The 20,063-nt window shown below is 64.4% G+C and carries 19 protein-coding genes; 10 read left to right on the forward strand and 9 right to left on the reverse strand.

Annotation, left to right across the window (positions count from 1 at the left end; translation table 11 throughout):
• Nucleotides 1–173: 173 nt before the first annotated feature.
• Entirely contained in the window at nt 174–527 is a 354-nt protein-coding gene (locus THL1_RS12015) for a DUF3509 domain-containing protein (RefSeq protein WP_069083480.1), read from the forward strand.
• A gap of 134 nt (nt 528–661) precedes the next feature.
• Here the strand turns inward: THL1_RS12015 and THL1_RS12020 are convergent, their stop codons facing one another.
• From THL1_RS12020 to THL1_RS12035, 4 genes are all read right to left on the reverse strand, one after another.
• Nucleotides 662–2,056 (reverse strand): efflux transporter outer membrane subunit, encoded by a 1,395-nt coding sequence (locus THL1_RS12020; RefSeq protein ID WP_069083481.1) that lies wholly within the window; start codon nt 2,054–2,056, stop codon nt 662–664.
• Entirely contained in the window at nt 2,053–5,241 is a 3,189-nt protein-coding gene (locus THL1_RS12025; RefSeq protein ID WP_069083482.1) for an efflux RND transporter permease subunit, read from the reverse strand. The genes THL1_RS12020 and THL1_RS12025 overlap by 4 nt, the downstream gene beginning before the upstream one ends.
• Before the next feature lie 11 nt (nt 5,242–5,252).
• Nucleotides 5,253–6,494, reverse strand: a complete 1,242-nt coding sequence (mexE, locus tag THL1_RS12030; RefSeq protein WP_069083483.1) for a multidrug efflux RND transporter periplasmic adaptor subunit MexE — start codon at nt 6,492–6,494, stop codon at nt 5,253–5,255.
• 288 nt (nt 6,495–6,782) lie between these two features.
• Entirely contained in the window at nt 6,783–7,700 is a 918-nt protein-coding gene (locus tag THL1_RS12035; RefSeq protein ID WP_069083484.1) for a LysR substrate-binding domain-containing protein, read from the reverse strand.
• Between the two features lie 161 nt (nt 7,701–7,861).
• Between THL1_RS12035 and THL1_RS12040 the strand changes: the two genes are divergently transcribed.
• The 4 genes from THL1_RS12040 to THL1_RS12055 all read left to right on the forward strand — a co-directional run bounded on the left by THL1_RS12040 (nt 7,862) and on the right by THL1_RS12055 (nt 12,832).
• A complete protein-coding gene (locus THL1_RS12040; RefSeq protein WP_069083485.1) occupies nt 7,862–8,884 on the forward strand; it encodes a zinc-dependent alcohol dehydrogenase family protein in 1,023 nt (340 codons plus the stop codon).
• Between the two features lie 197 nt (nt 8,885–9,081).
• Nucleotides 9,082–10,011: an AraC family transcriptional regulator gene (locus THL1_RS12045; RefSeq protein WP_083245869.1), complete on the forward strand. Its 930-nt coding sequence runs from the start codon at nt 9,082–9,084 to the stop codon at nt 10,009–10,011.
• 107 nt (nt 10,012–10,118) lie between these two features.
• Nucleotides 10,119–10,577, forward strand: coding sequence for a (2Fe-2S)-binding protein (locus tag THL1_RS12050; protein WP_069083486.1), 459 nt, complete (start codon nt 10,119–10,121; stop codon nt 10,575–10,577).
• A gap of 11 nt (nt 10,578–10,588) precedes the next feature.
• Nucleotides 10,589–12,832, forward strand: a complete 2,244-nt coding sequence (locus tag THL1_RS12055) for a xanthine dehydrogenase family protein molybdopterin-binding subunit (RefSeq protein WP_069083487.1) — start codon at nt 10,589–10,591, stop codon at nt 12,830–12,832.
• Nucleotides 12,833–12,850: 18 nt separating this feature from the next.
• Here the strand turns inward: THL1_RS12055 and ptrC are convergent, their stop codons facing one another.
• Together ptrC and THL1_RS12065 are read right to left on the reverse strand one after the other, a co-directional pair.
• Nucleotides 12,851–13,045: a type III secretion system co-regulatory protein PtrC gene (gene ptrC, locus THL1_RS12060; RefSeq protein WP_069083488.1), complete on the reverse strand. Its 195-nt coding sequence runs from the start codon at nt 13,043–13,045 to the stop codon at nt 12,851–12,853.
• A 172-nt stretch (nt 13,046–13,217) separates the two neighbouring features.
• On the reverse strand, nt 13,218–13,448 hold the full coding sequence (locus THL1_RS12065) for a DUF2789 domain-containing protein (RefSeq protein WP_069083489.1): 231 nt from the start codon (nt 13,446–13,448) through the stop codon (nt 13,218–13,220).
• Nucleotides 13,449–13,635: 187 nt separating this feature from the next.
• Between THL1_RS12065 and THL1_RS12070 the strand changes: the two genes are divergently transcribed.
• Both THL1_RS12070 and THL1_RS12075 read left to right on the forward strand, forming a co-directional pair.
• A complete protein-coding gene (locus THL1_RS12070) occupies nt 13,636–13,959 on the forward strand; it encodes a hypothetical protein (protein ID WP_069083490.1) in 324 nt (107 codons plus the stop codon).
• Between the two features lie 85 nt (nt 13,960–14,044).
• Nucleotides 14,045–14,335 (forward strand): hypothetical protein, encoded by a 291-nt coding sequence (locus THL1_RS12075; protein ID WP_069083491.1) that lies wholly within the window; start codon nt 14,045–14,047, stop codon nt 14,333–14,335.
• A 230-nt stretch (nt 14,336–14,565) separates the two neighbouring features.
• On the opposite strand, the gene THL1_RS12080 is transcribed toward THL1_RS12075, so the two are convergent.
• Nucleotides 14,566–14,847: a hypothetical protein gene (locus THL1_RS12080; protein WP_069083492.1), complete on the reverse strand. Its 282-nt coding sequence runs from the start codon at nt 14,845–14,847 to the stop codon at nt 14,566–14,568.
• 399 nt (nt 14,848–15,246) lie between these two features.
• Between THL1_RS12080 and THL1_RS12085 the strand changes: the two genes are divergently transcribed.
• A complete protein-coding gene (locus tag THL1_RS12085) occupies nt 15,247–15,906 on the forward strand; it encodes a YceH family protein (RefSeq protein WP_069083493.1) in 660 nt (219 codons plus the stop codon).
• A gap of 105 nt (nt 15,907–16,011) precedes the next feature.
• A complete protein-coding gene (locus THL1_RS12090) occupies nt 16,012–17,142 on the forward strand; it encodes a M14 family metallopeptidase (protein WP_069083494.1) in 1,131 nt (376 codons plus the stop codon).
• A 326-nt stretch (nt 17,143–17,468) separates the two neighbouring features.
• Here THL1_RS12090 and epsC read toward each other — a convergent pair whose 3' ends face one another.
• A complete protein-coding gene (gene epsC, locus THL1_RS12095) occupies nt 17,469–18,410 on the reverse strand; it encodes a serine O-acetyltransferase EpsC (RefSeq protein ID WP_069083495.1) in 942 nt (313 codons plus the stop codon).
• Nucleotides 18,411–18,500: 90 nt separating this feature from the next.
• Nucleotides 18,501–19,394, reverse strand: coding sequence for a threonine/homoserine exporter RhtA (gene rhtA, locus THL1_RS12100; RefSeq protein ID WP_069083496.1), 894 nt, complete (start codon nt 19,392–19,394; stop codon nt 18,501–18,503).
• A gap of 73 nt (nt 19,395–19,467) precedes the next feature.
• On the opposite strand from rhtA, the gene THL1_RS12105 reads away from it, so the two are divergent.
• Entirely contained in the window at nt 19,468–20,058 is a 591-nt protein-coding gene (locus THL1_RS12105; RefSeq protein ID WP_083246055.1) for a helix-turn-helix domain-containing protein, read from the forward strand.
• Nucleotides 20,059–20,063: the final 5 nt, after the last annotated feature.

Genomic DNA, 20,063 nt, shown 5'->3' on the forward strand with positions numbered 1-20,063 from the left:
ACCGGGTCATGCAAGTTGCACGGCAATCTGGATGGCAATCGTGCAAGTCTCCCGCTGCTCGTACCAACACGCTTGTGCCATGTACCTGATTGGCAAGGGATTGCCTGGATCGTCGAATCGGGCACGACCACTGCTAGGAATGAAGGCCAGACAACCTGACAGGAGTGTCCCGGATGAAACTGCCATTCACTGCCTTTTATGACGCCTTCCCGCAGCACCAGGCGATCGTCAAGCCACGACCTGATGGTTCGCTTCTGCTTACGCTGACGGGGCGGGACGGCAAGTCCCTTTGCAAGGCCATCGACAGCGAGGCCCTCTACAGCGACGAGCGGGTGCGCCAGGTGATCTGGGATTTGCAGCGAGACATGAAGCTGGAAGCGGGTGACGTGCACTGGCACGACAAAGGGGTCGACTGGGTATCGTGTGAGCTGCCCACTTACCAGGGCGGACCCGTTCACATGACGGCGGCGAAGACGCTGGTGGCCCGGCGCAGGCTGGCGCATGAGCGCGTCGCAAGCAGGGTCTGAAGCCCGGATGCCGGCGCGTAACACCTTTTCGTTATCGCCGTCCGTGCTGGCCTGGAAAAAGAAACCCCGCGGCAAGGAACTCTGACCCGCGGGGTGAAGTTGCCGGCCGGTAGGCCGGGCAAGGGAGGAGAGGATCAGGCCTGGGGCTGCCAACCGCCGCCGAGGGCCTTGTAGATGGCGACGATGCCGCGATAGACCTCGACTTCCGCCAGGGCCTGGGCGTCTTCGGCGGCCAGGCGTTCGCGTTCGGCATCCAGCAGCACGAGGAAGTCCACGGTGCCTTCGCGATAACGGGTTGCGGCCTGCTCGGCGGCGGCGCGGGTGGCTTCCGACTGGCGGACCAGTGATACCAAACGCTCCTGGCGCTTGCCGTAGTCGCTGAAGGCGTTCTCCGACTCTTCCAGGGCCAGCAACACTTGCTGCTCATAGTTGGCCAGGGCACCCTCGGCGTCGGCCTCGGAGGCGCGGATCTGGGCCCGGACGCTGCCAAGGTCGAAGGCCGCCCAGGAAATGGTCGGTGCCACGCCCCAGGCGCGTGCAGCGGACGAGCCGATCTGCGAACCGCGTCCGGCGGTGAAGCCGAGGAAGCCCGAGAGGCTCACACGCGGGAACAGGTCAGCGGTGGCCACGCCCACACCAGCGGTGGCAGCGGCCAGCTGGCGTTCCGCCGAGCGCACGTCTGGACGGCGGCGCAGCAACTCGGCCGGATCGCCGATGGGTAATGCCTTGGCGATCACCGGCAGCGGCTTGGGCGACAGGTCCACGGTCAGTTGCTCCGGGCGCTGGCCGAGCAGGGTGGCGATGCGGTTGCGGGCGCGTGCTTCCTCGGCCTGCAATTGCGGAACGCTGGCTTCGGTGGCGGCCAAGCGGCCATCGGCACGCAGCACATCCAGCTCGCTACCGACGCCCGCGTCACGCAGTTGCTCGGTCAGGCCACGGGATTCCCGCTGGTTCTCCAGGTTTTCGCGTGCAATCCGCTCCCTGAGCTGCGCGCCACGCAGGTTGCCGTAGGCGTCGACCAGTTCGGCGATGAGGCTCACCTGCAGCTGTTGCAGGTCGGCCTGGGCCGCGTCGGTTTCTGCTTCGCTGGCCTCGATCTGCCGCTGGATACGGCCGAACAGGTCCAGCTCCCAGGCCATGTTCAGGCCCAGGTCGTAACGTTCGTTGTTGACCCGCTCTTCAGTCACGCCCGGCTGTTGGCCCTTGCCGATTTCGGCGCTGGCACCGGCGGTGACCACCGGGAGCTGGTCGTTGCCGACATCGTCGCGAATAGCGCGGGCGGCCTTGAGGCGGGCGAAGGCGATGCGCAGTTCGCGGTTTTCCTTGAGCGACTCCTGCACCAGTTGGTTCAGGGTCGGATCTTCGAACTGCTGCCACCAGAGGCTCTCGAAACGACTGCGATCAACCTTTGCAGCTTCCGCCGAGGCGAGCCGCGCGGGCTCGCTTTCAGGGGCCTTGTAGTCCGGGCCCACGGCACAGGCGGAGAGCGCCAGGGCCAGCAGGGCGGGGGCAAAAGCCTTGTGCATCATGCGTGTGCTTCCTTCAGTTGCGGGGCGCGGGCGGCCTTGCGCGCTTCGCGCTTCTCGACGAATCCGCGGATCAGGACGTAGAACACCGGGGTCAGCAGCAGGCCGAAGAAGGTCACGCCGATCATCCCGCTGAACACCGCAACGCCCATGGCATGGCGCATTTCGGCGCCGGCACCGGAGGACAGCACCAGGGGCACCACGCCCATGATGAAGGCGATGGAGGTCATCAGGATCGGGCGCAGACGCAGGCGGCAGGCTTCCAGGACGGCGGCGACGCGGTCCAGGCCTTCTTCCTGTTTTTCCTTGGCGAACTCGACGATGAGGATGGCGTTCTTGCACGCCAGGCCCACCAGTACGATCAAGCCGATCTGGGTGAAGATGTTGTTGTCGCTACCGGCCAGGATCACCCCGGTGATGGCGGAGAACAGCACGGTCGGCACGATCAGGATCACCGCCAGCGGCAGGCTCCAGCTTTCGTACTGGGCGGCCAGTACCAGGAAGGCCAGGAGCACGCAGAGCGGGAAGATGAACACCGCGGTATTGCCGGCGAGGATCTGCTGGTAGGTCAGGTCGGTCCACTCGTAGGTCATGCCGTTGGGCAGTTCCGCGTCCAGCAGCTTGGCGATGGCCGCTTCAGCCTGGCCGGAGCTGTAGCCCGGGGCGGCCGCGCCATTGATCTCGGCAGTGATGAAGCCGTTGTAGTGCATGACCCGGTCGGGACCTGCGCTGTTTTCCACCTTGACGAAGGTCGACAGCGGGATCATCTCGCCACGGTTGTTGCGCACCTTCAGCTGGCCGATCTGCTCAGGCTCCAGGCGGAACTGCTGGTCGGCCTGGACGTTCACCTGGTAGGTGCGGCCGAAGCGGTTGAAGTCGTTGGCGTACAGCGAACCCAGGTACACCTGCATGGTGTCGAAGATGTCGCTGATGGCCACGCCGTGGGTCTTGGCCTTTTCGCGGTCGATGGCGGCATCCACCTGCGGCACGTTGACCTGGTAGCTGGTGAACACCGACATGGGGTTCAGCTCCGGCAGCTGGCGCGCCTTGGCGATGATGTTCTGGGTCTGCTTGTACAGCTCCTCGTAGCCCAGGTTGCCACGGTCCTCGATCTGCAGGCGGAAGCCGCCGATGGTGCCGAGGCCCTGTACCGGGGGCGGCGGGAAGATCGCGATGTAGGCGTCCTGGATATCCGCGAACTGCTTGTTCAGCTCGGCGGCGATGGCACCGGCGGACATGGACGGGTCCTTGCGCTCATCAAAGGGCTTGAGCGGGGTGAACACGATGCCGCTGTTCGGGCTGTTGGTGAAACCGTTGATGGAAAGGCCGGGGAAGGCCACGGTGTTTTCCACGCCGGGGTGCTTGGACGCGATCTCGGACATGCGCTTGATCACGGCCTCGGTGCGGTCCAGGGTGGCGGCGTCCGGCAGTTGTGCGAAGGCGACCAGGTACTGTTTGTCCTGTTGCGGCACGAAGCCGGCCGGGGTGCTGGAGAAGCCCAGGTAGCCGAGTACCAGCAGGCCGGCATAGATGAACATGGCGACGGCGCTGCCACGCAGGACACGGCGCACGGTACGGACGTAGCCACCGCCAGCGCGTTCGAACATGCGGTTGAACGGGCCGAACAGCCAGCGGCCGAACAGCTTGTCGAGCACGCGGGAGAAGCGGTCTTTCGGCGCGTGGTGGTCCTTCAGCAATACGGCGGCCAGGGCCGGAGACAGGGTCAGCGAGTTGAAGGCCGAGATCACCGTGGAGATGGCGATGGTCAGCGCGAACTGCTGGTAGAACTGCCCGGTGAGGCCGGAGATGAACGCGGTGGGCACGAACACGGCGCACAGCACGAGGGCGGTGGCGATGATTGGGCCGGTCACTTCCTTCATGGCCTGGCGGGTCGCGTCGATGGGCGATTTGCCGAGGCCGATGTTCCGCTCGACGTTCTCGACGACCACGATGGCGTCGTCGACCACGATACCGATGGCCAGCACCAGGCCGAACAGCGACAGCGCGTTGAGCGAGAAGCCGAACAGGTGCATCACCGCGAAGGTGCCGATCAGCGACACCGGCACGGCGGCCAGCGGGATGATCGAGGCGCGCCAGGTCTGCAGGAACAGGATCACCACCAGCACCACCAGCACGATGGCTTCGAGCAGGGTGTGAACCACTGCCTCGATGGAGCCGCGCACGAAGATGGTCGGGTCATAGACGATTTCGTAGTCCATGCCCTGGGGGAAGCTCTGCTTCAGCTCGGCCATGCGGGCGCGGACGGCATCGGAGATTTCGATGGCGTTGGAGCCGGGGCGCTGGAACACCGGGATGGCCACGGCCGGCTGGTTGTTCAGCAGCGAGCGCAGGGCGTACTGGTTGGAGCCCAGTTCGACACGGGCGATGTCCTTCAGGCGAGTGATTTCGCCATCGTCACCGGCACGGATGATGATGTTCTCGAACTCTTCCTCGGTGACCAGGCGGCCCTGGGTGTTGATCGAGAGCTGGAAGCTGTTGCCGGCGTCGGACGGCGGCGCGCCGAGGGCACCGGCGGCAACCTGGCGGTTCTGCTCGCGAATGGCGTTGACCACATCGGTGGCGGTGAGGTTGCGCGAGGCCACTTTGTTCGGGTCGAGCCAGACGCGCAGGGAGTAGTTGCCCATGCCGAACAGCTGCACGTCGCCCACACCGTCCAGCCGCGCCAGCTCGTCCTTGACGTTGAGCGCGGCGTAGTTGGACAGGTAGAGCATGTCGTAGCGGTTATCCGGCGAGGTCAGGTGCACCACCATGGTCAGGTCCGGAGAGGCCTTGTCCACGGTCACGCCCAGGCGCTGCACCTCGGTGGGCAGGGTGGGCATGGTGCGGGTCACACGGTTCTGCACCTGCACCTGGGCGTTGTCCAGGTCGGTACCCAGGGCGAAGGTGATGGTCAGGGTCAGCTTGCCGTCGTTGGTGGCCTGGGAGGACATGTAGAGCATGCCTTCCACGCCGACGATGGCCTGTTCCAGCGGCGAGGCGACGGTTTCACCGATCACCTTGGGGTTGGCGCCGGGGAAGTTGGCGCGCACCACCACCGTCGGCGGCACCACTTCGGGGTATTCGCTGATGGGCAGTTGGAACAGCGAGATGGCACCGCCGATCAGGATCAGCAGTGACAGCACGGCGGCGAAGATCGGCCGCTGGATGAAGAACTGGGAAAAATTCATGACGTGCTACCTCAGCCGCGCGGGCCGACGGAAGTTTTGGCGTTCTGCTCGGCCACGCGCGGGGCGTTGCGGCTTTCCACGGACTGGCGCAGGCGTGCCAGCTGGTTGAGGGTGTCGTCGTCGGCCATGGGCACCGCTTCTGGTTCCACCGGGGCACCGGGCATGGCGCGCTGCAGGCCGTTGACCACGATCGTTTCGCCCTTGACCAGGCCATTGCGGACGATGCGCAGGCCTTCCAGCTTCGGCCCCAGTTCGATGGCGCGGTAATTCACCTTGTTGTCCTCACCGAGCACCAGGACGAACTTCTTGCCCAGGTCGGTGCCGATGGCTTCGTCCTTGATCAACGCGGCGGGGTAGGTCTCGCTGCCCACCAGCTTGATGCGGGCATAAAGGCCGGGGGTGAAGCGGCCGTCCTGGTTGTCGAACACGGCGCGGCCACGGATGGTGCCGGTGCGCGGGTTGACCTGGTTGTCGAGGAAGTCCAGCTGGCCCAGGTGCGGGTTGCCGGTTTCGCTGGACAGGCCCATGTAGACCGGGCTGGCGGCGCGGGTGTCGGTGCCGGTCTTGCGGGCCAGTTCCACGTACTTGAGGAAGGCACGCTCGTCAGCGTCGAAGTAGGCGTAGACCTTGTCGGTGGAGACCACCGAGGTCAGCAGCGACTGGCCAGCGTTGACCAGGTTGCCTTCGGTGATTTCGGCGCGGCTGACGCGGCCGTCGATAGGCGCGGTCACGCGGGTGAAGCTGAGATTGAGCTTGGCGTTGTCCAGCTCGGCCTGGGTGGCGGCAACGGCGGCCTGGGCTTCGGCGGCGGCACTGGCACGGGCGTCGGCCAGCTCGGCGGAGATGGCGTTGCTCTGGCGCAGGCGCTCGCCACGGCGGGCTTCGTTGGCGGCGCGGTTCTGGTTGGCACGGGCCTGCTGCAGCTGGGCTTCCAGACGCTTGACCTCGGCCTCGAAGGGACGCGGGTCGATCTGGAACAGCAAGGCGCCTTTCTTCACCAGGCTGCCTTCATTGAAAGCCACGCGGTCGATGTAGCCGGAGACACGCGGACGGATTTCGACGGATTCCGGCGCTTCCAGGCGGCCGGTGAACTCGTCCCATTCATTGAGGGGCTGTTCGATCACCTCGGCGACGCTGACCTTTGGGGCCGCGTGGTTGAGGTCGGCTTCCGGTGCCTTGCCGCAGGCGACCAGTACCACCGCCGCCGCGAGGGTAAGGGGGTAACGCCAGAGATTCTTGTGAAGTGCTTCCATGGGACAGCTCCGCCAATTGGTTTTCTGAATGGGCGGAGTCTGAAAGCTGGGATTCGACCAGACGAATCGAATGCCCTGAAGATGAATATCACTGGAAGTGATTGATCAGGGTGGGGTTATGGAGTCGTTGATGATTCAGCTGGAATGCGGGCAGGAAACATATGTGGCAGCGAATTCATTCGCGAATGCAGGCCAAAGGTCTGCCCATCAAGGTTTCCGGGGGCTGCTGCACAACCCTTCGCGAATGAATTCGTTCCTACAGGAATAGCTCAGCGCCCTTGCGCTGAGCTATTCCAGGCTATCCGGATCGCCGCAGTACATCTGGATGCGCGAACGCAGCCAGCGCTCGGCGGGGTCGTTGTCCTGGGCGCCGCGCCAGGCCATGGACAGCTCGAAGGCCTGGGTCGGCATGGGCGGGTCTTCGGCGCGCAGGCCGCCGGCGGCGGTCAGGGCGGCAGCGGTGTAGTCCGGCACCATGGCCACCAGGTCGGTGCCCGCGAGCAGAGTGCCGAGTCCATTGAATTGCGGCACGGCCAGCACGACCTTGCGCGTTTTCCCCACCTTGGCCAGTTCCTCATCGACGAAGCCACCCAGGTCTCCGGCGAAGGACACCAGGGCGTGGGGGCGTTCGCAGTAATCGTCCAGGCTCAGCGCACCAGGCACCGAGTCGGCGCGCAGCAGCTTGGGTCGGGCGCGGCGCAGGGTCTTGCGTTTGGCGTTGGCCGGAAGCTCGTCGGTGTAGCTGACACCCACGGATATCTCGCCGGAGGCCAGCAGGTTGGGCATCAATAGATAGTTGGTGCGCCGCACCACCAGCACCACGCCGGGTGCTTCGGCGCGCAGGCGGCGAAGCAGGGCGGGGAGCAGGGCGAATTCCACGTCATCCGACAGGCCAATGCGGAACACGGCATTGCTGGTGGCCGGATTGAAGTCGGCGGCGCGGCTGACGGCGGTGGAGATGGAATCCAGGGCCGGGGAGAGTAGCGCGAAGATTTCCATGGCCCGGGCCGAGGGTTCCATGCTGCGCCCGGTCCGGACGAACAGTGGGTCATCGAACAGGGTGCGCAGGCGGGCCAGCGCCGCGCTGATCGCCGGTTGGCCGAGGAACAGCTTTTCCGCCGCGCGCGTCACGCTGCGCTCGTGCATGAGCGTCTCGAACACGATCAGAAGGTTGAGGTCAACTCTTCGCAGGTCGTTCCGGTTCATGGAATCATCCGTAATTAATGTGTGAAAGGTGCAATTCCCGTGTCCGATCGTCAAGGCTGACATCATCGCCGTTTATGACAACTATCAATGGCTGCGGGTGGTTTTGTGGATAAAGCCCGGATAGAGTCCGTGGCTATGAAGAGTCACAGGCGAGGTATGTGATGTCCCGCATGATCCGTTTTCACCAGTTCGGGGGCCCTGAGGTCCTCACGCTGGACGAGTTGTCGACTCCCGTTCCGGGCCCGGGCGAAGTCCTGGTGCGCACCCAGGCGCTGGGTGTTGGCTGGAGGGACGTGCTCTGGCGGCAGAACCTGGCTGCCGAGCAAGCGGCCCAGTTACCTTCCGGCCTCGGCTCCGAGATGGCCGGCATCGTGGAAGCCGTGGGCGAAGGCATTGACGACCTGGCTCCCGGTACGCCGGTTGCCAGCTTCCCGGCCAGCACGCCGAGCCATCATCCGGCCTGGGGTGACCTGGTACTGATGCCGCGCAATGGCCTGGTGGCTTACCCCGAGGTCCTGACGCCGGAGGAAGCCAGCATTCACTACACGCCGTTGCTGATGGCCTATTTCGCCCTGGTTGACCTGGGCGGCCTGAAGCCGGGCCAGCATGTACTGGTTACCGAGGCCGGGCATTGCCTGGCGCCGCAGACGGTGCAGCTGGCCAAGGCACTGGGTGCCAAGGTCATCGCATCGACCAGCTACCCGGAAAGCCGTGCCTTTATCAAGGCGCTGGGTGCCGACAAGATCATCGTCACCGAAGAGCAGGACCTGGTCCTGGAAGTCGAGCGTTTCACCCAGGGCAAGGGCGTCGAAGTGGTCCTGGACCAGTGCGCTGGCCAGCAGATGAAACTCCTGGGCGACGTGGCCGCGCAGCGCGGCAAGCTGGTCGTGTATGGCTGCAACGGCGGCAACGATACGGCGTTCCCGGCCTGCGCCGCGTTCAAGAAGCATCTGCAGTTCTATCGCCATTGTGTTCTCGACTTCACCGGTTCTCCGGAGCTGGGCATCGAGGCCAATGAGGCTTCGGTCAAGCGGGCGCTGGACCATATCAACCAGATGACCCGTGATCATCTGTTGAAGCCTCCGGTCGATCGCGTCTTCGCGTTCGAGGACTTCGTCGAGGCCAACCGTCACATGGAAACCTGCCCGGCGGGTGGCCGGGTGGTGATGAAGGTTGCCGACTGAGGAAGGCGGGGCGGGCACTGGGCCCGCCCCGAATCTGTCTTGTTGTGGAATGTTGGGCAGTGTGCCGCGCGAGGCGGCCGGGTCGATAGCCGATTTCTGCTGGATTATTGCCTGATTCTCCTGAACCGCTTCCTGGTACGAGACTACCCATGCATCTCATGGGTAGAGTTGGCCCATCTTCTTCGAGGGTCCGAACCATGAATGCACATGCGTTCCTTGCCGCGCAGGAATCGGATACGGCTGCGCGCCAGAAACAGGAGCTGGTGCAGCTCATTGAACGATTCACCCGTCTGGACGGTCTCCTGGCAACCGCCATCCCAGGCCTCAGCCTGTACCGCGTCACCCAGCCCAGCGAACCCTTGCATTGCCTCTACGAGCCGGCCCTCGGCCTGGTGGTGCAAGGGCGCAAGAAAGTGCTGCTGGGTGAGGAAACCTACTACTACGGGCCGTCGCAATACCTGGTGGTTTCGGTAGACCTGCCGGTGATTGGCCAGGTCATCGAAGCCAGCCCCGAGGTGCCGTTCCTCAGCCTGCGCCTGGACCTTGATCCCAGGGAAATCAGCGCCCTGCTGATGGACCTGCCGGCTCCCGCTCCGGCCCCCCAGCCATGCCCTCGCTGCCTTTCGGTCAGTGGCCTGGGTGTAGCCTTGCGGGACGCCGTGCTGCGTCTGCTTCGCCTGCTGGATACACCTGACGACATCCCCGTGCTGGCCCCGCTGGTGCGCCGGGAGATTCTCTATCGCCTGTTGCGCGGCGAGCAGTGCGCCCAGTTGCGCCAGATTGCCAGCAGTGGCACCCAGGGCCATCGCATCGGGCGGGCGGTGAACTGGCTGCGGCAGAACTTCCACCAGCCGCTGCAGATCGAGCGACTGGCCAACGAGGTGAACATGAGCACCTCGGCCCTGCATCACCACTTCAAGGCGATGACGGCCATGAGCCCGCTGCAGTTCCAGAAGCACTTGCGCCTGCAGGAGGCCCGCCGTCTGATGCTGGTGGAGGCGCTGGACGCCGCCAGCGCTGGTGGCCGGGTGGGCTACGAGAGCCCGTCGCAGTTCAGCCGCGAGTACAGCAGGCTGTTCGGCGCGCCGCCGCTGCGCGATATCGCCCGGTTGCGCCAGTCGGCGTGAGGTCGTCCCGTCCGGGGCAGCCTGGACCATCATTGTTGTGACGCAATACGCCCGCCCGGCTTCGTCGGGTGGTTTCCTGAACCATCCAGACAGAGGTGGTAAGCCTGATGATTACGCTCAACCTGAACGGAAATGACGTTGAACTCGATGTGCCCGCGGATATGCCCTTGCTGTGGGCCCTGCGCGACGTCGCCAACCTCACCGGCACCAAGTACGGCTGCGGCATGGCCCTGTGCGGCGCCTGCACCGTGCATATCGACGGCCAGGCGACGCGCTCCTGCATAACCCCGGTTTCGGCCGTGGCAGGCAAGAAGATCACCACGATCGAAGCGGTGGCCGAAGACCCGGTGGGCAAGGCCGTGCAAGCCGCCTGGCGCAAGCTCGATGTGGTGCAATGCGGCTACTGCCAGTCGGGGCAGATCATGTCGGCCACCGCGCTGCTGCGCGGCAACCCCAAGCCGAGTGATGCCGACATCGATGCGGCCATGAGCGGCAATATCTGCCGTTGCGCCACCTACGTGCGGATTCGCGCCGCCATCCACGAAGTCGCCGGCACCCTGGCCTGAGGAGAATCGACATGGGCACTTTCGAAACCGATACCCGCGTCGCCAGCGGTATCTGCAATGTCAGCCGGCGCACCTTTCTCAAGGGCAGTGGCGGCCTCGCGCTGGGCATCGCCTTCGCGCCATTGCTGAGGGGCGGAGACGCCCTGGCTGCCACTGCCGAGCCATTCATGCCCAACGCCTTCGTGCGTATAGCCGGCGACGGCAGTGTGACCGTGCTGGCCAAGCACGTGGAGATGGGGCAGGGCAGCTACACCGGACTGGCCACCTTGCTCGCCGAGGAGCTGGATGCTGACTGGAGCCAGGTCCGGGTCGAGGGTGCGCCAGCCAATGCAGCGCTCTACAACAACCTGGCCTTCGGTTCCATGCAGGGCACCGGCGGCAGTTCAGCCATCGCCAACTCCTTCGAGCAGATGCGCAAGGCGGGTGCCAGCGCTCGCGCCATGCTGGTGGCAGCGGCTGCCGAGCAATGGAAGGTGCCGGCTGCGGAGATCGCCGTGAGCAAGGGAGTGCTCAGCCATGCCGCATCCGGGAACAAGGCCGGTTTCGGTGAACTGGCCGACGCTGCGGCACGCCAGCTGGTGCCGAGCGAGGTGAAGCTCAAGTCACCCAGGGATTTCACCCTGATCGGCCAGGAGCGCCTGTCCCGCAAGGACAGCGCCGACAAGACCGATGGCAGCGCCACCTTCACCCAGGACTTCAAATTGCCCGGCATGCTGGTGGCGGTTGCTGCCTACCCGCCGCGCTTCGGTGGCGTGCCGAAGAGCGTCGACGCCAGCAAGGCCAAGGCCGTGGCTGGCGTGGTGGACGTTGTGGAATTCACCGACACGCCCCACGGCCGCGCTGGCGTGGCGGTACTCGCCAGGAACACCTGGGCTGCGCGCCAGGGGCGTGACGCGCTGGTGGTGGAATGGGACGAGAGCAAGGCGTTCAAACTGGGTAGCGAAGAGATTTTCGCCGGTTATCGCGAGGCCGCCGGCAAGGAAGGGCGGATCGCCAGCAAGCAGGGCGATGTCGCCGCGGCCCTGGCACAGCCAGCCAAGCTGATCGAGGCCGATTTCGAGTTTCCCTACCTCGCCCATGCCGCCATGGAGCCGATGAACTGCCTGGTGAAGATTTCCGCCGGCCAGTGCGAGGTGTGGAACGGCGAGCAGTTCCAGACGGTGGATCAGTTGGCCATCGCCAAGTACCTGGGCATTCCGGTGGAGAAGGTCAGCCTGACTCAGCTCTACGCCGGTGGCAGCTTCGGGCGCCGGGCCAATCCGCTGTCGGACTACCTGCTGGAGGCGGTGGCCATTGCCAAGGCCGCGCGGGCCAAGGGGCACGAGGTGCCGGTGAAACTGGTCTGGACCCGCGAGGATGACACCCATGCCGGCTTCTTCCGTCCGGCCTACCTGCACCGTGCGCGTCTGGCGCTGGATGGCGAGGGCAAGTTGCAGGGTTGGCATCAGCGTGTGGTGGGGCAGTCCATCCTCAAAGGCACGGCTTTCGAGGGGGCGTTGGTGAAGGAGGGCGTCGACCACACCTCGGTGGAGGGCGCGTCCAATCTGTCGTACGCGGTGCCCAACCTGCAGGTGGAACTGCATACGCCGGAGGATATCGGTGTGCCGGTTCAATGGTGGCGCTCGGTGGGGCACACCCATACCGCCTACGCCGTGGAAACCTTGATCGACCAGGCCGCCACTGCCGCTGGCAAAGACCCTTACGAGTACCGTCACGGACTGCTCGGCAAGAAGCTGCGTCACCTCGGTGTGCTGGAGCTGGTGGCGCAGAAGGCTGGCTGGGACCAGCCGCTGAAACCGGGTGCGGAAGGCGAGAAACGGGGGCGTGGTATCGCCGTGCACGAATCCTTCGGCTCCTTCGTCGCCCAGGTGGCGGAGGTGACCGTGAAGGCAGACGGCAGCTACAGGGTGGACCGGGTGGTCTGCGCAGTGGATTGCGGGCTGGCGATCAACCCGGACGTAATCCGTGCGCAGATGGAAGGCGGCATCGGCTATGGCCTGGCAGCCGCGCTGCATGGGGCCATCACCTTGAAGGATGGCGCGGTGGAGCAGTCCAACTTCCACGACTTCCAGGTGTTGCGGATCAATGAGATGCCGGTGGTGGAGGTGCACATCGTGCCTTCGGCACAAGCGCCTACCGGTGTCGGCGAGCCGGGTGTGCCACCCATTGCACCTGCCGTGGCCAATGCGCTGTATGCCGCGGTGGGGCAGCGTTTCTACAAGCTGCCACTGCCGCGGCAGGTGCAGCAGGCCTGATCCAGACTGCGCGGGAAATCAGATGGACTGACTGGCGCAGATCAGTTCACGCAGGGCCTTGCGCTCGGCCACTGGAGTAGGGGCCTTGCGCACGGCCAGGCTGCCGTCGTCCAGGCCCACGACCACTTCGGTTTCGAAATGCAGGCGAAGGTCGTCGAGGGTCACGTGGGTGACCCGGTACAGGTTTTTGCTGATACGTGGGTCGGCGGACATGGCAGAGGTCTCGTTCCGTTGGCCGAAAGGCCGATGGAGAGAGGGTGCCGCCGTGGCGTCCAGCGCGGAATTGAAAGGGGGTGATGGTGAACATCATCCCTGTCGATCCGTGCAGGACTTCTTATCTCCGGACAGAACAAGGCGGCCCACGTGGCCGCCTTGTTCGTTCTGTCTATTTGCTCAGCAGCACGGCCAGTTCGTCGGCTTCCTCACACCAGTCGGAGTCATCCAGCAGGGCGTCGCGCAGGAAGGCGGACTGGGCTTTGTTCCAGAACGGTGCATCGGGCAGGGCCTGGCCCACCGCCAGACGATTGCCGGCGGCGAAACGTTCTATCCCGGCCTTGTCGGATGGCAGGCCGAGTTGATCGAAGAGAGCGCTGAGGCTGTGGTGGCTGGTGTCCATGAGGGGCCTCCTGGGAAGTGTTCGACGGTAAAAAAGACCTCCATCGACTATAGACCCTGTACCGGCCGGGGCAGCCGAACGGCAGCATGTCGGCTACAGCCGGTGCAGAGTTGCGTCTGATGCTGGCTTGGCTAGCCTCACTGCAAAGTGGCGATCTGACTGCGGATCACCTGCGCAAGGGGGCGAGATGAGCGTCCAGAGCGAGCAGAAGCATTCATTGTGGGACCCGGTGGAGGCCGCGTTGCTGGTCGCGCCAGTGTGGTCGCCGGTGCTGTTCATCTTCCTTGCCGAACTGCTCCACGAGTTCTTCCAGATTTACTGGCTGTTCAACTCGCCTCTGAGCACCATTGGCATGTTCCTGGTGCCAGCACTTTCGGCGATACCGCTGATTCACGACTCCGCGCGCCCCCTGGGCCTTACCTTGGCGCTGGCGGGCGTTTACTACCTGATCGGCCTGGCGGCTATTTTCCTGATGTCGTGGGGAATGCTGTTCTACACCGGTTATTCCTGAGCCCGCCGCGGAACCTGGCGTGGGGCCATGGATCAAAGGCCCCGGGTCCGCACATTCGACGGATCGTCCCATTACGGAGCTACCCATGTCCCCTTTTAAGAAACTCGCGCTCGTCGGCCTCGTTGCCCTGCCGCTGGCAGGCTGCCAGAAGGCGGAACCCATCGACCAGGCAGTGCTTTGCACCTACAGCACCGATGCCGAGGCCAAGCTGTGCAAACCGGGCCAGATGTCCTGGTTCAAGGCGGGGAAGGCGGTCAACCAGACATTGCCGCTGAGCGTGGCGGCGGCCTATTGCGACTTCAATCATCAGGTCATGTACAACGAGGCGGGGGTGATCTGCGTGTTCACCGACAAGCGCCTGAGCCTCGTGAAGTAGGGGAAGGCCCACAGGAATCAGTGTTGCTGCAATGTTTTTTGTGGGAGCGAACTCATTCGCGAATGGGGGTAAGTCCGCAGGACAGGTCTTCGACCTGCATCGCGGTTGAAATTGCTCCTACGGGCCTCCAGAGCCATGCTCCAAAAAGACAGAAGGCGCCACAGGTGGCGCCTTCTGTCTTTCGAGGAGTTGCATACATCGTGATTGCCTGCCTCTGAGCGGATCCGGCATCAGCTGATGCGGTTGGCGCCAGTGCGGTCGGCACCACCTTCGGCGACGCGGAAGGCGTTGGTGTGGTCGGAACCACCTTCGGCAACACGCAGGGCCTCGGAACGCTCGGAACCACTTTCAGCGATACGGTTGGCGCCGGTACGGTCAGCGCCACCTTCGGCTACGCGGTGGATGCTGGTGCGGTCGGAACCCCCTTCAGCGACAACGGCACCCTGGGGCAGGGCGAAAGCAGCGGTGGACAGGCTGGCGATGAACAGGCTGGCGAGGATTGGCTTTTTCATGTTTGGGCACCTTGGTCAGGGGGGTGAATTTCGTCTACGGGGCCCATGTTACGGATATGGTTTCGATGATGAAGTGATGCTGCGTGATGGTTGTCATCGACGCCAATAATAGTTGTATTGAGATTATTAAAAACAATGAGTTACGGTGATTTTCAGGGCACAATTGCGCAAAGGGGAAAGGCTTTTTACTTTATTCTGAATAATCGATTTATTTGATTTATGTGGGCGATAGTGTTTCTGCATCACCGCTGCGCTCGACGAATATCGCAAGGTTTGATCGAGACCATTTGAGGGCGAAGTCCGCCACCCGGCGTTTTCCACCGACTTTCTGGTTGAATGCTTTTCTCGCCAGCGGGCGGGGACTAGGCTATTGGCACTTTTCAGCAGACGGATAGTGCTATGTCCACCGAGATTCATGCCCAGTTCGCAGACGCGCCCCTCAACGCCATCGAAGGACGCCTGCTCGGCAGCCTGATCGAAAAGCAGGCGACCACACCCGAGGCCTACCCGTTGACCCTCAATGCCTTGGTCCTGGCCTGCAACCAGAAGACCAGCCGCGAGCCGGTGATGAATGTCACGCCGGGCCAGGCCGGCCAGGCGCTGCGCAACCTGGAGGCGCGCAGCCTGGTGAAGCTGGTAATGGGCAGTCGCGCCGACCGCTGGGAGCAGCGCACGGACAAGGCCCTGGAACTGGTACAGCCGCAGCTGATCCTGATTGGCCTGCTGCTTCTGCGTGGGCCGCAGACCCTGGGAGAATTGCTGACCCGCAGCAACCGCATGAGTGATTTCGACGACACCGAGCATGTTCGGCACCAGCTGGATCGCCTCATCGCCCGTGGTCTCGTACTGCTGATTCCGCGCCAGGGCGGCCAGCGCGAAGACCGCTACATGCATCTGATGGGCGAGCAGGCCGATCTCGATGCCCTGCTGGAAGCCCGCGCCAGTCAGCCGGAACGCGGCGAATCACGCGCCGCCGCCGATGCGCGCATCGAAGAACTGGAGGCCCGCGTTGCCGACCTGGAAGCACGGTTGGCCCGCCTGGAAGACCGCGGCGAATGAGCCCGGACGGGGCGCCGGCTGTCTGTCGATGTCGCCCCGGCGATTTCCCCGTGTTACGCGACCTGCGATCCTGTTGTCACCGTGAAACACCGCCCTGAGGTATCCATGAAGATCAGCTCGGACTTCGACAGCGGCAATATCGAAGTGATTGACGCCAGCAACCCGCAACAGGTGCTGCTGGCCATGCGCCCGGACCTGAAGAGCCACCACTTCCAGTGGTTCCACTTCAAGGTCGAGGGCCTGACGCCCGGCCAGCGCCACGGCTTCAGCCTGACCAACGCCGGCCAGTCCGCCTACAGCCACGCCTGGACCGGCTACAACGCGGCGGCGTCCTATGACCAGGTGCACTGGTTCCGCGTGCCCAGCAGCTTCGACGACAAGGGACTGCATTTCGCCCTTGAGCCCACCCACGAGCAGATCTGGTTCGCCTATTTCGAGCCTTACAGCCGCGCCCGGCACGACTGGCTGTTGAGCGAGGCCCTGGATAAGACTGGTGCCGAAGTCGTGGCCATCGGCAAGAGCATCGAGGGTCGTGATATCCCGCTGTTGCGCATCAGCCGCAATCCGCAGGCCCAGCGCAAGGTCTGGATCATTGCCCAGCAGCACCCGGGCGAGCACATGGCCGAGTGGTACATGGAGGGTGTGATCGAGCGCCTGTCCAGGCGCGACGACGCCGAGATGGATGCCTTGCTGGCCAAGGCCCACCTGTACCTGGTGCCGAACATGAACCCGGACGGCGCGTTTCGCGGTCACCTGCGCACCAACGCTGCCGGCAAGGACCTCAACCGCGCCTGGCAGTCGGCCAACGACAGCGAGACGCCCGAGGTGTTCTTCGTCCAGCAGCAGATGCGCAAGGTGGGCGTGGACCTGTTCCTCGACATCCACGGCGACGAGGAAATCCCCCACGTGTTCACTGCCGGCTGCGAGGGCAACCCCGGCTATACGCCGCGCCTGGAGGCCCTGGAAAGCGAGTTCCGCCAGCGCCTCGTGGACATGGGGGCAGAGTTCCAGACCACGTTCGGCTATCCCCGTGATGAGCCGGGCAAAGCCAATACCACCCTGGCCTGCAACGCGGTGGGCATGACCTTCGACTGCCTGTCGTTCACCATTGAAATGCCCTTCAAGGACCACGACGACAACCCCCATCCGCGTACTGCCTGGAACGGCGAACGTTCCAAGCGGCTCGGCAAGGATGTGCTGTCGGTGATTGCGGCGATGGTGGACAAGCTGCGTTGAGCTGAGTGCGCAAAGAAAAGCGGCCCCTGATGGGGCCGTTTTTTGTTGATGGAATAGAAGCGATTGACCGGATGCACGCCGGACGTATCCCTCACCCCCGCCCCCTCTCCCAAAGGGCGAGGGGTGACTCGCGCCGGAAAGGGCGGAGCATTTCTGGGGCAACTTTATGGCCTGGGAATGTGCAGATGAGGTAAGGCGGGCACCATCAGCCCCTCTCCCTGAGGGAGAGGGTTGGGGTGAGGGGGAAATGTGGCAACCGAGCGCCTGGCTTACCCCTGTGGGCGACTTCAATCGCGAATGAAGTCGCTCCACAAGTAGTTTGGGGTTTAAACCCCGCTTTCGTTCTGCAGGTTCGCCTGGGTGATGTTGCTCTCCGGTGGCACGCTACGGGTCAGCCAGACGTTGCCGCCGATGGTGGAGCCCTTGCCGATGGTGATGCGGCCGAGGATGGTGGCGCCGGCGTAGATCACCACGTCGTCTTCGACGATCGGGTGGCGCGGCTGGCCCTTCTGCAGGTTGCCTTCTTCGTCCGCCGGGAAGCGCTTGGCGCCCAGGGTGACGGCCTGGTAGATGCGCACCCGCTCGCCGATGATCGCCGTTTCGCCGATGACGACACCGGTGCCGTGGTCGATGAAGAAGCTCCTGCCGATCTGCGCGCCCGGGTGGATGTCGATGCCGGTGGCGGAGTGGGCGATCTCGGCGATCATCCGTGCCAGCAGCGGCAGGCCAGCCTTGTAGAAGTAGTGGGCCAGGCGATGGTGAATCACCGCATGTACGCCCGGATAGCAGATCAGCACTTCATCCACGCTGCGCGCCGCCGGGTCGCCCTGGAAGGCCGCCAGCACGTCGGTGTCCAGCAGCACCCGCAGCTTCGGCAGGGTGGCGGCGAAGCCCTTGACGATCTCGATGGCCTGGCAGGCGATGTCATCGCCGCTGGCGCCATTGTGGCGCGCGGCGTAGGACAGCTCGCGGCGCACTTCGCCGGCCAGCGCGTTGAGCGCTACGTCCAGGGTGTGGCCGACATAGAAATCCTCGCTTTCTTCACGCAGGTCGGCCGGGCCGAGGCGCATGGGGAAGAGCGCGCCGGACAGGGCCTCGATGATGTGCCCGACGGTGATGCGCGACGGCAGTTCGCGGCCGCCGCGGTCCTGCAGGCGGCCATGCTGGCTACGCCATTGGGCGCGGGCGTCGCGCAGCTCGTTGACGATCTGGTCGAGCTGCCAATTGACCGGCCGGCAGCCGGTAGCGACATAGGGAAGTCTGTTCATTGGGGTACCTGTAAGACGCGGTCCGGATCGCTATAGCGTGCGGAGAATCAGGGGTTCTCCGCAAGAGGTGATTTACCGGATTTGCCCGCTTCAGTCCGCAGGTACCAGGGGCTGGGTCTGCTGGCGAGGCGTGGCTGTAACCGTACAGCCGATTGAGGCGAGGATGATGCAGAGAATCGCCAGCCATTGCAGCACTGACAGGTGCTCGCCGAGGAAGATCAGCCCTGAGAGGGCGCCGAAGGCCGGTTCGATGCTCATCAGAGTGCCGAAGGTCTGAGCGGGCAGTCGGGTGAGCGCAATCATCTCCAGGGTGTAAGGAATGGCCGTGGAGAGCAGGGCGACAGCCAGGGCCACGGGCAGGAGCTCCGGGCGGAGCAGGTCGGTACCGGCATGCACGATGCCGACCGGGGCGATGAAGAGGGCGGCCACGAGTACGCCGAGGGCCGCGCCCTGCATGCCGTGATCGCTGCCGGCGCGCGCGCCGTAGACAATGTAGAGCGCCCAGCAGACGCCCGCCCCCAGGGCGTAGGCCATGCCGGCCAGGTCCAGGTGGCCCTCGGTCTTGCCGAGTGGCAGCAGGAGCCAGAGCCCCAGTGCGGCGAGGCCAATCCAGATGAAATCGATGGCGCGACGCGAGGCGAACAGCGCGACGGTCAGGGGGCCGGTGAATTCCAGGGCCACGGCAATGCCCAGTGGAATGGTGCGAAGGGACATGTAGAACAGCAGGTTCATACCGCCCAGGGCCAGTCCGTAAAGGATCAGCGGTCGCAGGGACGCCTTGCTGATGCGCGCACGCCAGGGGCGGAGGATCAGCGCGAGGATGATGGCGGCGAACACCAGGCGCAGCGTGGTGGTGCCCTGGGCGCCAATTTCCGGGAACAGGGTCTTGGCCAGCGATGCGCCGCTCTGGATGGAGGCCATGGCCACCAGGAGGACGGAAACGGGCAGCAGGGTCGAAGCGAGGCGTTGCGACAGAGAGGGCATCAGGATGATCCGGAATGGCCAGCCTGCTGTGAGGTCCCGGGGCTGGCATGTTGAGGTGCTTATGTGCAACATAATGCGCAAAAGCAAGGGTGTGAGCAATATGTTGCCCAAATCGGATGAACGCCCCAACGTCCTCGAACATGTCTCCGAAAATGTGCGGCGGTTGCGTCGTGCCGCTGGTCTCAGCCAGGAAGCCCTAGCCACGGCGGCTGGCGTCAGTCGGCGCATGCTGGTGGGTATCGAAGGCGGTGATGTGAATGTCAGCCTGGCCACCCTGGACCGCGTTGCCGCGGCCCTCGGTGTGCTTTTTCCAGATCTTGTGCAGCAACCGGATCGCCCCGACCGCTCGCGTATCAACGCCGTGGCCTGGGTCGGCAACAAGCCGGGCAGCCGTGCGACCCTGCTGGCCAGTTCGGCGACTCGGCATGAAGTGGAGCTCTGGAGCTGGTCCCTGGCACCGGGCGAGCGCTACACGGCCGAACCGGATGCCGAAGGCTGGCGCGAGATGATCTACGTAATTGAAGGCAGTCTCTGGGTGCTGCGTGGTGAGGAGCGGCAGCAGGTGGATGCCGGGGACTTCCTGGTGTTCGGCAGCGACCAGTCATACACCTATGCCAACGAAGGCGAGACGCTGGTGCGTTTCGTCCGCAACGTGCTCACCTGAGGCTT

Origin of the sequence: Pseudomonas sp. TCU-HL1, assembly GCF_001708505.1 — a bacterium.
Classification (GTDB): domain Bacteria; phylum Pseudomonadota; class Gammaproteobacteria; order Pseudomonadales; family Pseudomonadaceae; genus Metapseudomonas.

Coding starts and splice junctions, on each gene's coding strand:
- epsC (WP_069083495.1), bottom strand. CDS start 18,410: ATGAACAGACTTCCCTATGTCGCTACCGGCTGCCGGCCGGTCAATTGG.
- THL1_RS12085 (WP_069083493.1), top strand. CDS start 15,247: ATGTCCACCGAGATTCATGCCCAGTTCGCAGACGCGCCCCTCAACGCC.
- THL1_RS12075 (WP_069083491.1), top strand. CDS start 14,045: ATGTCCCCTTTTAAGAAACTCGCGCTCGTCGGCCTCGTTGCCCTGCCG.
- THL1_RS12105 (WP_083246055.1), top strand. CDS start 19,468: ATGCGCAAAAGCAAGGGTGTGAGCAATATGTTGCCCAAATCGGATGAA.
- THL1_RS12035 (WP_069083484.1), bottom strand. CDS start 7,700: ATGAACCGGAACGACCTGCGAAGAGTTGACCTCAACCTTCTGATCGTG.
- THL1_RS12080 (WP_069083492.1), bottom strand. CDS start 14,847: ATGAAAAAGCCAATCCTCGCCAGCCTGTTCATCGCCAGCCTGTCCACC.
- ptrC (WP_069083488.1), bottom strand. CDS start 13,045: ATGTCCGCCGACCCACGTATCAGCAAAAACCTGTACCGGGTCACCCAC.
- THL1_RS12050 (WP_069083486.1), top strand. CDS start 10,119: ATGATTACGCTCAACCTGAACGGAAATGACGTTGAACTCGATGTGCCC.
- THL1_RS12045 (WP_083245869.1), top strand. CDS start 9,082: ATGAATGCACATGCGTTCCTTGCCGCGCAGGAATCGGATACGGCTGCG.
- mexE (WP_069083483.1), bottom strand. CDS start 6,494: ATGGAAGCACTTCACAAGAATCTCTGGCGTTACCCCCTTACCCTCGCG.
- THL1_RS12020 (WP_069083481.1), bottom strand. CDS start 2,056: ATGATGCACAAGGCTTTTGCCCCCGCCCTGCTGGCCCTGGCGCTCTCC.
- THL1_RS12090 (WP_069083494.1), top strand. CDS start 16,012: ATGAAGATCAGCTCGGACTTCGACAGCGGCAATATCGAAGTGATTGAC.
- THL1_RS12040 (WP_069083485.1), top strand. CDS start 7,862: ATGTCCCGCATGATCCGTTTTCACCAGTTCGGGGGCCCTGAGGTCCTC.
- THL1_RS12065 (WP_069083489.1), bottom strand. CDS start 13,448: ATGGACACCAGCCACCACAGCCTCAGCGCTCTCTTCGATCAACTCGGC.
- THL1_RS12070 (WP_069083490.1), top strand. CDS start 13,636: ATGAGCGTCCAGAGCGAGCAGAAGCATTCATTGTGGGACCCGGTGGAG.
- THL1_RS12025 (WP_069083482.1), bottom strand. CDS start 5,241: ATGAATTTTTCCCAGTTCTTCATCCAGCGGCCGATCTTCGCCGCCGTG.
- THL1_RS12015 (WP_069083480.1), top strand. CDS start 174: ATGAAACTGCCATTCACTGCCTTTTATGACGCCTTCCCGCAGCACCAG.
- rhtA (WP_069083496.1), bottom strand. CDS start 19,394: ATGCCCTCTCTGTCGCAACGCCTCGCTTCGACCCTGCTGCCCGTTTCC.
- THL1_RS12055 (WP_069083487.1), top strand. CDS start 10,589: ATGGGCACTTTCGAAACCGATACCCGCGTCGCCAGCGGTATCTGCAAT.